6 protein-coding genes are annotated in these 13,103 nt (G+C 41.6%); all 6 read right to left on the reverse strand.

The features are described from left to right. Positions 1–18: 18 nt before the first annotated feature. The 6 genes from DWW10_RS05225 to DWW10_RS05250 all read right to left on the reverse strand — a co-directional run bounded on the left by DWW10_RS05225 (position 19) and on the right by DWW10_RS05250 (position 13,089). Positions 19–1,800: an alpha-L-rhamnosidase-related protein gene (locus DWW10_RS05225; RefSeq protein ID WP_118421458.1), complete on the reverse strand. Its 1,782-nt coding sequence runs from the start codon at positions 1,798–1,800 to the stop codon at positions 19–21. Next, on the reverse strand, positions 1,790–3,415 hold the full coding sequence (locus tag DWW10_RS05230; RefSeq protein WP_118421459.1) for an alpha-galactosidase D: 1,626 nt from the start codon (positions 3,413–3,415) through the stop codon (positions 1,790–1,792). Before DWW10_RS05230 ends, DWW10_RS05225 begins: the two co-directional genes overlap by 11 nt. Before the next feature lie 60 nt (positions 3,416–3,475). Further along, entirely contained in the window at positions 3,476–5,959 is a 2,484-nt protein-coding gene (locus DWW10_RS05235) for a glycoside hydrolase family 2 TIM barrel-domain containing protein (protein ID WP_118421550.1), read from the reverse strand. Between the two features lie 349 nt (positions 5,960–6,308). After that, positions 6,309–8,255, reverse strand: coding sequence for a family 43 glycosylhydrolase (locus tag DWW10_RS05240; RefSeq protein WP_259320415.1), 1,947 nt, complete (start codon positions 8,253–8,255; stop codon positions 6,309–6,311). Positions 8,256–8,363: 108 nt separating this feature from the next. Beyond that, positions 8,364–11,264, reverse strand: a complete 2,901-nt coding sequence (locus DWW10_RS05245) for a glycosyl hydrolase 115 family protein (RefSeq protein ID WP_118421460.1) — start codon at positions 11,262–11,264, stop codon at positions 8,364–8,366. Between the two features lie 58 nt (positions 11,265–11,322). After that, positions 11,323–13,089 carry a RagB/SusD family nutrient uptake outer membrane protein gene (locus DWW10_RS05250; protein WP_118421552.1) on the reverse strand — a complete coding sequence of 589 codons (1,767 nt, stop codon included), beginning with the start codon at positions 13,087–13,089 and terminating at the stop codon, positions 11,323–11,325. Between the last annotated feature and the right edge of the window lie 14 nt (positions 13,090–13,103).

Here is a 13,103-nt window from a genome sequence, read left to right on the forward strand (position 1 = left end):
GTCCCCTTATTCATGCTTTTATTTAATTGTTATACCATCGGGGGCATTAATCGTTGAAGTTATTTTTCCATTAAGTCCTTTTACATGTTTGATATATACCACGCCTAACGGGGTTGGGAAAGTACCTTCCGCCCACTCTAAATCACCTAAGTGAGGGGTTATGCGAAGAGTCTTGCAACCGGCATCCAGTATTTCAACTCCCAAGATATGCTGTGTCATCCAAGGGGTAGGCCCTGATGCCCAGCCGTGGCAAAAGCTGTGTCGGAAACTGGGATAGCAATAATCACCGAAGTCTCCATGAATATCATCTTTACCCTCGGGTACGAAATCATCTAATCTGCCGGCGTTATGTGTCCAGTCCAGATTGAAATCTTCCCAGAAAGTGGTTGCTCCCAAATCAAGCATTCCTCCCCAATATTGGCGAATGATGTCTACTGCCTGTTGATATTCACCGGCTTGTGCAAGTGCCTGTAACATGTAGTAACCATAAAAGGTTGAGAAGTTCTTTGCACCGCCTACTGAAATCACTTCGCTACATGCTTTCTCCGGTTTCATTAATCCGGCTATGGACATCAATGCAGCTGCCTGTTTCAGATTATTAGGTTGTTTTATCTGCTTCTTCAAACGTTTGGATATGTTACCGCACTTTTCAACATATTCTTTTTCTCCAAGTTGTTCACAAAGCTTTCCGGCATCTTCCATAGCCCAGCAAAGTAAAGCTCTGCATCCAGCCTCAACTCCTGCTTTATTAGGACTTGAGGGCCAATCCAGAAAACGCTGTTTAGCCAGGGTTTCATTTCCATTTTCATCCACACACTCGTCGATGCGGTCAATTACTCCGGTTATGTAGTTGCGGTGACGTTGTAGGAAACTGATATTTCCATTATGCATATACCATTCATGATGAATAATCAGATACCACATAGAATATGTACTGATTCCGTTTAACCACTGGGGAAGGGGAAATTGCTCACAGGCCAGATCAATGCTCTTATTCACTACTTCGTTATATCCGAATACACTCATTATCGTAGCAACCTCGGGATGCATATCTCCCAACCAAATAAGTCGGTCACGTTTTATGCCATCCCATAAGTATTCCTGCATGTTCAGGTGTACAGTATAAGCTCCTGTCATCCATATTTCATTCAAGCGCTCGTCATTGCAACGGAATGAACCCAGGTAAGGGATATTACGGTAACGCAGAATGGCGGGAGCTTCTTTCAGGTGTATAGTGAAGTCGGAACTTAACAGGTCGATACGTACAAAGCGGAATCCGGTGTTGCCTATTTCTATTTGTCCGTCGCTGGGGATTTGTAGGACTATATCACGCATTGCATGGTCGTTGGTGGAATACCCTTTTCTTCGCTTACCGCCATCGTGCTGACTGCAAGCCTCACTTACAGATTCTCCAAAACGAATGCGCACCGAAGAAGGTTTCCAGGGTTTGGACGAACCCAGTACCAGTTTTAATCCTCCGTGTAGTTCACGTCCATAATCCAACAAGATGGAAGCTGTGTCGCTTTCTGTTGTGTGTAGGGAACACATATTTCTTTTACCCAATTCCGTCTGTCCTGTACCGGGAAGAAGTAAGACCTTCGCGTCTTTAACTAAAGAGTCATTACTGATCCACATTATTTTTTTAGGAGGTATATACAGGCGAGCTATTTCATCCAAGCGGGTACTCAAGCTGTCTGTACCAAAGACAGGGGGTACGTGGAGCTGGGCTTTCGCTGCTCCTGTAATTAATAGCGCAATGGCCGTTATTGCAATTCTTATTTTTATCCTATTATTTTTCATTGCTACCACGTTTATTCAATTTAAAACAATCGATGTCCGGTGCCCATCCAAAGCTGCTTCCCATACGGATAACATTGTTTCCCGCTAATAAAGTTACAGGAATGGTCACTGATTCTATTTTCTCCTGATCACCGCTATTCAGGTCTTTTATTTCTGTCTTTATTCCATTTACGGATATTTCTAATTTTCTGTTCTTCTCGCAACTATAGTAAACGGTCATATTATATTCTCCTCCTTTTTCACTGTACACTTCTTGCCATTCGGCTATGTTTTCTTGACTGCCTCCAATATTCGAAACCTTCATTTTGCCGGAACAATTAGGAGAGGCTGCGTAGAAAATCTGTTTGGGATTTTTGCCCAAGTCATCATAGCAGGGCAGATAAGCCCATTCGGCTTCATAAAGAACCGGTTCCAGACGTTTTTCAGCCTCCAGTCTCCATATTGCGACACTGTGTGGCGGCAATGATACTTGTATGCTATCTGCCATGTCTTCCAGGTCTCTACACTTTATGACATCCCGAACCTTAACTTTACCTCCTAATTCAAGAGCTTCAAAAGAGACATTAAAATCACATATTGTATCTGATGGATTATACAAAGCAACAGCGCGCACAAGTCCCCGTCTCTTTTCGATATCTTTCACAAGGACATACTCTTCATTATTATGCCGTACCACGTATGCTTGTAGGCCCAATGTGTCCTGGTTTAACGCAATCAACTCCTTGTTTTTAAGTAATGCTAAGGAAGGCTCAGGAATTGTTGTCATATCACAACCGATAAGTAGCGGCGAACTCATAATACACCACATTCCAAAATGTACCTCTTCTTCTTCCGGTTTCAAACCACGGCCGACTTCCAACATATCCATATCATTATAGTGTCCTTTACCGACATAAGCCGATAGATAGAGATTCTTTTGGATAATGTTTTTTACAGAACTCCAACGAGGGCGAATATCCGGACTGATACGCCAGGAGCGTGCCATTTTTTTAGCCCATGTGCCGGGAAATGCCCATCGGCAGATATTTATGGAAACGTTGGTACGTCCCGTGTTCTTAATTGCCTCACAAATGGCGGCATAACGTTTTTCTTCGTCAAGCCCCAGTTCCTTGGCACCACAATAGTCTATCTTGATGAAATCATAATTCCATTCTTTCAGGTAGAGATCCATGTCTTGCTGTTCATGTCCGTAAAGTCCTGAGCCTACACCATTGGCATCATTATCATAGATAGAACCACACGTGTTATCACCTGCATCCGAATAAATTCCTGCCCTTAATCCTAATGAGTGGATATAGTCAGATATAGGTCTCATTCCATTAGGGAAGCGTTCCGGATGTGCATGCATCTTTCCGGTTTCATCCCTCCAACCAAAGAAACCATCATCTACGTTTATATAGAGATAGCCTACATCTTTCAGCCCATGTGTAATTAAAGCATCAGCTTGCTTTTTTATCAGTTCTTCATTGATATCTACATGGTAGGTATTCCAGGAACTCCATCCCATTAAGGGAGGTGAAAAAGGCGCTGATTCCGTCTTCTTATTGATAGGTGTACAAGAACTTGTAGCTAACATCAGTGCTAAAATTCCTCCTGCTATTAAATGTCTTTTCATGGTTAATCTTTTATTCGTAATTTTCGGTTAATAAAGTTGTTTGGTACAAATTTATTGAATTTACTCATTCGTAATTGTTTTCAGCTTAATATTTCCTTTCAAATTAGCTGAAACTATTTTTAATTTTACATCGCCAGCCTCCCGATTACTTCGAAGGATAATTTGCATACGTCCCTGGTACATCTGTTTGGTAGTGACGCCTTGGAAGAGGTCGGATGTATAGTGATCGCCATTATCCAACGCTACAAATTGGGCGGAACCATCTATTTGCAAAGTGAGCGGTTCATTGTAAGTCCATACGGGACGGCCTTTTTTGTCTACAGCTGTGACATTGATATATTGTAAGTCCATACCATCAGCTTTCCAGTCTGTTGGTGTTTCCGCTTCTATCTTCAGTGCTACAGCTTTTCCTGAGCTTTCTATGCGGTGATGGGCTACTTCATTTCCATTCTTATCGCGGGCAATAGCCTCCAGTGAGCCACCATTACCATATGGAATATCTTGCCAATAGATCATATTACGCAGATTGATCTCTGTCGTATCATTTAGCTGAGTGCCTATACTTTTACCATTTACCAGCAGTTCTACTGAATGGGCATTGGTGTAGGTGAAGAGTGATTGTTTGCTGCCCGGCTCATAGTTCCAACGTTCATTGAGTACCATGCGGCCCACTATTACATCATTCCAACTGACGCTCTCAGCACCGGCTGCATCTACTACGCCAATGTGCACTTCCGGAACTTCAGGCATGAAGGCGGATTTGATAAGATAAGCCTGGGGGTGGGGATGCATAGTATGATCGAAGAACGAATAATTCCACCCCTTTTTGGGCCATTTATTGGATTCTCCCCAGTATTCGGCAGATCCCCAATAAGCTATACCTACCGTACGTTTTCTATCCATATTATAGAAAGGCTCCAGTAGTTTGTAGGTTTCGGCTTCAGCCTGAAATAGAATGAGGTCCGGCTTATACTGGAGATAAGCAGCATATTTGTCAGATTGGTAATTGAATGAAGCAACCTCTGTGGCACAAGCCAGTTCGGGTGGTACAAGATAATTGTTGAAGTCCTTGTCATGACGAGTGATAGCACCGGCACGTGCGGGGAACATGGCGACTGTTGTCAGGCGGCTGTCATCAAAGCGTTTCACTAATTGGTTGAAGATGCGATAGGTAGTGATCCCCCAATCATTAATTCCTCCAAAACCTGCCCATCCTTCACGAATTTGTAATTCGTTACCCAAACTCCAGAGGATGATTGATGGACGGTTACGATCACGTTTTATCCATTCTATAATCAGATCAGACCAAATGTGAGTAAACGGACGACGCCCGCCCCAATAATCGTTATCGCTCCATTTGTCTGTCAATTCATCTACAATGAGCATACCCACGCGGTCTGCAATACGGGCAAAGCTGTCACTGTAAGGGTTATGTGAGCAGCGAATTGTATTATAGCCGAAAGCTTTGAGTTGTAACATCATACGTTCAATAGCTCTATCGTAGGATGCGGCTCCTAATGCGCCGAGATCATGATGATTAGCATTACCTTGCAGGAATATCTTTTCTCCATTGAGTTTGAATCCAAATTCAGGTGAAAATTCCAGTTTACGGATACCGAACTGTTCCGTAATACTGTCTACCACTATATTATCTGCTATCACGACCACATCTGCGCTATAAAGTTGTGGTGTATTGCACGACCAGAGTTGTGGATCCTTCAAAGTTATTGCGGGTAATTTTAACTCAGTACAAGTTTGGTGGGTATGTTCAGGCATGGTGTTTTGGGTAGAGCCTACTACTTTCCCTTCCGGATTACGGACTGTGGTGCGAACCGATACATTATGTTTTTGCCAACCATCTACTTCCACCTGTATGGCAACTATTGCTTCATCAGATGTGACTTCGGGAGTAGTAATATAAATCCCGTGTCGCGCTATGTGTGTGGGATTTTGAACTTGCAGATAAACATCACGGAACAATCCGCCGCCTGTATACCAGCGGGAGCCTTTTTTAGGACCGGTAGAAGTATATACAGCCACCACATTTTCTTTGTCAAAATGCAGATAAGGAGTAAGGTCTGCTTCAATGCCTACGTATCCGTAGTCTGTTGAGGCTATTTTGTATCCATTCAGGTAGACATCACCTAAGTAGATGATTCCCCCGAAATCCATCACCACCCGTTTTCCTTTCCATAATGGATCTGCCTGGAAAGTTTTGCGATACCATCCCTCACACATAGGCTTAAAGCCACGGGCACCACCACCAGCTTCAGTCCAGGGTTGTTCAAACTGGAAATCATGTGGTAGGTCGAGTGTACGCCAAGAGGAGTCATTTAGTGTAGGAGAGGCGAAATCTGTATTTTTATTTTTTTCTGTAACTAACTGGAATTTCCAATTGAAATTGAAAAGCGTTTTTTGTTGTGATACAAATTTTTCTAAAGGTACATTCACCAAAGGGGCTTTTTCCGGCACATTTTGATATTGTGCCATGGTTACACTGCTTGGGATAATTACTAAAAGTAAGGAAAAGAAAATGTTTTTCATTAGATACATAATATATTAAAAAGTTAGGTGAATTCAATTAGTTATTATTTCGATTGATATTTATATCATGCAAATATCAGGATTTCGAGGTTATTAAAGAATGGATTTTAGTTCAAAGAACTGCATTTTCGTACAAAGGTAAAAGTATGTGAAGTTTGATTTTATATCAATTATCAATCTTTCATTTTTACTTTAACAGTACATTTGGAGTGTTAATTGCATTTTTACCTTTGGCATTAAGTTTTAGACAAATAAATCCCTCTCTTAATAATAGGAGAGGGATTTAGATAGGACCACGGATTTAAGGCTTATGTTGATTTAGACAGATTCTTAACGAAATATTGGTGTTTTATTTTGATGGTGAAGTCAAATGAACGCGCATCTCCACTTGTTGCAGATTAGGATTTACCTCTTCGTAGGGCGCCATATCAATGACAGGTGAACCATCGAAACGGAAATGAACGGGACATACACTGGTATGGCGCGGTCGATGACCACTATGATAGACATTGTATAAATCTCCATACTCATCTCTGACAAAAGAATTATGCCCAGGACCAACTTGGGAAACTGGTGAACCGTTGTTCATCCAAGGGCGTGGTGAGTTACTCCAAGATGCTGGGTCCAGTAGGTTACTGCCTTTGCGGGCTGTAAGCATGCCTACTTCGTAATTACCTCCGGTAACACCTCCGCCGGAATATACCATATAGATAGTGTCGTCTTTACTTTCCAGTACAAAAGGACCCTCAGCAAGCTGTAAGGGCCTAATACAGAATGACCAACTGTAAGCTTCTGAACCGATGACAGACGGGGCGCTTGTCAACTTCCAGGGTTCTTTCGGGTCAACTGTAGCAATGCGTAGGACAGGTCCTGGGTCTATATCCTTTCCGTTCACGAAGCACTTTTTCCGGTCCGACCAGCAGACATAAGACTTTCCTCCATCCTCAATGTAGGTCATATCCAGTGATAATCCTTCTGTCTTTCCATCAGTATAGATAGGTTGCCCATCGGATTTTACCACACGGATAGGAGCACTCCAGTCCTCTGGCTTCATCGGATCACCATTCTTTTTTAATTGCATCATATAGGCCTGAACACCTTTGTCTCCTTTGATAATAGCAAACAACATATAAAGACGCGAACCGATGACATGCAGTTCCGGCGCCCAATGAGCTCCTTCCCCTTGGATCAGCACAGTTTCTTGCCAACGATGGTTAGCATCCGTCAGACCGTCTAAAGTGTCCGAACAGCGGATAGGGATACGGTTCCATTCTACATCGTAAGTAGACACCAAATAGTATTTACCTTGATAGTACAGGATATTTGGGTCGGCACGATTCGACATCGATATCGGATAGTTGAATGAGTATTGGAATATCTTTCCACGGACGGTATAGATGCCAGGAGTTGCCGAATCAAGACGTTTCAGATCCTCTTCATTCCATGTTACCCGTTTCTCTGCTTGGCTCCCGTCACTATAGAGTAGGGTTGCCCGTTTCTTCCGAATATCAGAAATAATGGATGATGAGATAGGAATGGACATCTTAAGCGGTAAAACTCCCACATTGATAATTCTTCCCAATTTATTTTTCAGATACTTGCCTTCTTCAGCAGTCAATGCAAGTGAATTGCCGAAACGGGCGTTGAGGAAGTTGCATTGGTTTCCGGAAATCTTTTCTTGTACTCCGTCTAGCTTTGAGACCACTATCATCGGAGAGAAATAAGAAAAATCTGTCGTATGACTCTGAAAGGTTTTTCCTTTTGTCATCCATCGTACGCGATATTTTCCCACTGGCTCATCATATTCGCAGGAGACTGCCTCCAGTTTTTCATTAACAGGCAAGCGGCATAAGCGCTCCGGCTCGTAATGTACTAGGTCCCGGCTCTTGATGAAGAGGAAAGAACCGGTAGCTGAAGGATCAGACATACCGTTTTTATCGGTACGGAGTGCCACCACACCAAATCCTCCCTCTTTCATTCGGAACAAATAGGGAGCCGTAAGGGTCTTCATTACCCCTGGAATCTTTTGTTCCTCAGAAAGTCCGGGTTCATTATCTACCTTACGAAGAGCCATAACACAGGCATCGTTGTTCAATGCCACGTAATGCTGCCCATCCTCACTGTAGCCCAAATGAAGTGCATTGCCCAACTTTGTGGCTATTTCTGTGCGTGTATAGCAAACGACCCTAGGTTTTCCACTAACGTTTGCTTGCGCACCATTTTCTTGTGCAACTATTCCTTCCGGAAGAATAATGGAAAGGAATAGAAAAAATGAAATATAATATATTTTTTTCATACGAAATAATTTGCGTTCTCTATCTATAGATAACTTGTTTAAACATTAATAATTTGATTTTAGGAGAAGCTTATTCCATAAATACTTTTCTTATACGTAAGTTTGAGATTATTTCACTAATGTTGGGCGAGGACCTAAATAACTACGTTTCATGCCCCCAAAATCAATTATCACTTTCTGAATAACCATACCCGGATCAGCGCACAATAATTTCAATGTATGCTTGCCTGGTTTCTCTATGTTCAGGTTCATGATACCAATAGCATTATTGCGCACTACGTTCTGTTTCCACTGACCGGAATATTCTTTGGTAGCTGTTGATACCCAATGCACTACACCGTTATCAATCATTACACCGTAACGCGTATCTCTTTGAGTATTGATGGGAAACAGTGGTAAAGCGTAAGTGTAAATCGTTACCGTTCCGGCGCTGAACGTATAGAAATCATATTCCACTTTTGGTGTTTCGGTGAGTTTCCAAGTGTTCTGAGAAGGTTTATCAGCTTCACCTAACTGGATACATTCGTTTTCATAACCTAATCCTTTAATAGTATGGATTGTAATATCTTTATTTTCTTGTTTACGATGATATAATCCGGGATTGATAGATACACAACCGTTGTCTTCCACATACATACCTTTCAGCTCATTTACGCTTGGCGAAACCGGATTGAATATCGGCAAGTAAACTGTTTCTATTTTTTGTCCGCAAGTAATGACAATCTCTCCCGTAATATTTGCTCCATGTGGAACTTTTGTCCAGTCTACTGAGAGAATGATGCGATCTTGCAGTAGTGTTTCACCTGATGTCTTATCTAGATTTATCCATTCTTGTTTGGCTGAAGCCTTCCATTGAAAAGCTTTATTCCCCCGATTGTATAGCTCAATAAATGAATTTTGTTTAGTATAGGGATTCAGACAAGGTAATACGTTCAGAGAGGTCACTCCATAATCGCTGTCTTTGCCTGGAATAAAAATCTGCATATTGGCTTCTGAAGAAATGGTACTAGTGTTTACTGGGGGCATATTCTGATAAGTAGCAACCCATCCTGGAGCCAATGACATCATGTGGTTCCATTTGCCATTCAGCATCTGATTGTAATGAACTGTATAACTATCGATGCTATCGTGATAACTTCGGGCTTTATTAGCATATAGTTCTGTAGAAGCACGTCCCTGGAGTGCATACCAGCGATTCTGTTGTGCGGTGAGCATTTTCTTATTCATCAATGTTGCACCTTTTACTGGATAGAATACTAGTTCATAAAAGGCTGCTTTGTACTTGTCTGGTAACTCTTCAAGGATTCTTTCACTCTTATTGGCAATACGGTCATACTCTGCCATCCGGTTTTCTGCTTCATTATAATTGATAAATGAGAAATCGGTATTTACAATCCGTTCGCGGCTATCAGAACTGTTCCATTCTATACCCCATCCCATTGCTTCGGGTTTACGTTGGAAACCCAGCTGATAGTACGTACTCATAATGTCTTGCAAATCGTCTTTATACTTGTCACCGAAGATAGAGGACAGGTAGTTTGCATCGAATTTATAGGCATTATCGTAGTTGAATAAATCAATATCCCATGCCAAATCCAAGAAGAACTTCATACCCAGCTCACCCGGTTTAATATCGCCTACATTAAGTAACCAATACCGATTAGCGCCTGTATCATATGCTTTTTTCATTTCTTCATATATCAGAGCGGGTGGTGTAGTATTGAGCCAAAGATAATCGTGCGGTTCACCTAAATAAGATATATGATAGTACACACCCGATGCACCACTGCGCTTCTGCTCTTTTGCATCACTTAGCTTTTTGATATAACCGAAATTGTCGTCTGGCCATACTATTGTAACATCGTCAGGTAATTTCATTCCTTTTTCATAGATATCGAGTACTTCTTTGTAAGGCACAAACACTTGTTGTATTTCCTCGGCGGGTCTGCCGATATATTTGCTGAGTATGTTGCGTTGATCCTGCAAAGCTGCTTCAGTTATCTCCGCTTTGCGGTCTTCTGGTACACCAATCAATCCAGCATCATGAATGCCACGCATAGCAATGACGTAAGCATTTTCGAAAGGAGCCGTTTGGGAGGTTCTTTTATCCAATACCTTCAATATGCCTTCTTTATTTGTCAGATAATTCCATTCACCATTAATTTTATTATCCCATTCAGTTGTATTATTGTATAACAAGGGTTCGCAATGTGCAGAGGTCATTACGATGCCGTATTTGTCGGCTACTTTTCTGTTATCGGGTATCAGGTTAAAAGCTGTTGTTCGGGGATGCATGGCCGGGGCCATCATATTTCCTTTCATACGGAGAATGAGTTCGCAAACTTTGGCGTATGTTTTGGGACCCATGTTTCCTAACTCTTTGTCGAAAGTGTTGGTTGCCCAAGGTTGTATGCCCCATCCTTCGTCATTGATGAAAATCCCCCGATACTTTACGCTGGGAGCTTTAGACACATATCGGGTAATATGTACATATAGGGTATTTTTTTGTTTTACAGGAACATCTGCCCACCAGTAAAGTGGATCAACGCCCATGACTTCAGATAAGGCAAATACACCATAGGCTGTTCCGCGTCGGTCACATCCGGCAATAACGAGAGCTTTTCTGATATTTTTATCCGGATTGTCCAGCGTTTGGATGATGTATTGTTCCCAGCCATTATGAATGGGGGATATGTCTAACTTGCCTTCGCTGACAAATCGATCTATAGTTCTGTTTTGGCCTACAGTTCCTATAATAACCATGTATGCAGAGGTTTTCTGTTTGCCGGATAAAGTAAGTTTTTTCCCGGTCACACTGCGGATATCCTCAACAAACAAATGAGCAGCTTCCTTTACAACCTCAAAATCGTTTTCATCGTAACTTATCAAAGTCTTACTATTGGAGGAAACGAGCGGAAAGGTTTGTTTCCCATCGGTCTCTTTCACAATGATTTGTCCCTGTGCAATTAATTCGAAACACAGGAAGAATAAGAAAATAAAATATCTCATACCAGTCTTGTTTTCAGTAAAAACCGGTCAGGTAAGTTGTCCCGACCGGTCTTGTTTTTTAATTATATCCGGGATTTTGATCTAATTTGGCACCAATGTTCGCCTCGATGGCAGATTGGGGAATGGGCCATAAATTGTATTTTTCTAACATTCCTATACCATCTCCACAAGTTTCCGGATTGGCGTAAAAGGGATTGTGTTTCATTACGCGTTCATATAATTTACCGGTACGCATTAAAGTGATTCTCCGCTTCTCCTCTACCCCCAGCTCACGCATACGTTCATCCAAGATGTAATCAAGGTCCACGCGCGATGCTTCCACGGGCTTAGCATGTGCACGACCTCTTACTTCGTTGATGTCTGTTGCAGCCAATTCTTTGTTATTTAGATTAAGATAGGCCTCGGCACGTAACAAATAAGTTTCTGCTAAACGGAACATATACTGATCGGTATAAGTAGTACCAGCAATGGCCTTTAATTCAAAAGTCGCTTTGTTAGCATACAATTCCTCTGGATGATTATAGGGGGTGGTCACTTTGCTCTGATAGGCATAGAGATACCGTCCTGGAATGGTCATGCTTCCACCTTGTCCTACTATCAAGTTTACTGGCGGATTGTCTACATCAATCGTATCAATTCCAAATTTTTGCTTGAAGTCTTCTTTAGTTACAGCGAATTTCCGAACAAAGTTATGATTAGCATTACGGATGTCACCTGTAAAATCATCTTCCCAAATAGTGTTTGTAAAGTAGGTTGTGGAAATTCCCCAACCAATCCCTCTTCCGCCTGTATAGTCGCTAACAGGCCAGCGGAAAGGAGTATAATCTTTAGTCACCTCTTTCCCGTCAATAACTTCTTTGACACGCAGTTTTACATCTCTTACCATAGGAGCACAATGTCTTTCGAGCATATAATTTCCGCCATTCTTCAAATCAGCAGTAGAACTTCCTCCACCTGGTAAGTTTGTTTCATACTGAATAACCCACAAACATTCTGTATTTCCTGTTGCCCGATTTTGATTATTTACTTGATAGAGATCCCAATAAACGTCTCCGGGAGTTTCATTGGCACGTGAGCCGAATCGTTGCTTCATCAAAGCAAGTGCCGGATTATTGATCACTTTACTGGCTGCATCAACTGCTTCTTGATTTTTTCCGACAGCAATATATATTTCACTCAATAGATGATAGGCGGCTGGAGAAGATATTTCACCATCTTTCACAGCTGTGATGTCTGGTAAATTCTCCGCTGCTTTTTTTACATCATCAATAGCTTGCTGAAGTGTCTCTTCACGTGTATTTCTCACAAAGTCTGTTTTGGGAGTTTCCAGTTCTTCTAATACAATGGGAACACCTCCATATAAATAGGCTAACGTACGATAAGACATACCTCTGAAGAATAACGCCTTTGCCTCGATAGTCCGTTTACTATCGTCAGTTATATCAGCAGTAGCCAAACGTGACAAAATAGTATTTGCTTCTGATATTATCTTATACAAGTTATCCCAGTGCACTTTAGGGATACTAGCTGTAGGATTAAAAGCAGCGTTCATATTGGCACTACGATTGGTGGTACCAGGTTCTCCATCATAAATCAAATCTGTACCATAAATATAATCGAAGGGGGTATTCTCATCCACGCCATAATATTCTAAACGAATCAGATTATACAGGTTGTTGAGTGACATGTTGAAATCTGTTTCTGTTATGAAAGAGTTTCCCGTACTATTGAAATCTTTTGGAGTTTCTTTCAAAAAACTGCTTTCATTGCATGATACCAAAAGTAATCCTGCCAACATGCATCCTATGATATATTTCTTTTTCATAATCATTCCGTTTT

This window comes from Bacteroides intestinalis (assembly GCF_003464595.1).
Lineage (GTDB): Bacteria > Bacteroidota > Bacteroidia > Bacteroidales > Bacteroidaceae > Bacteroides > Bacteroides intestinalis_A.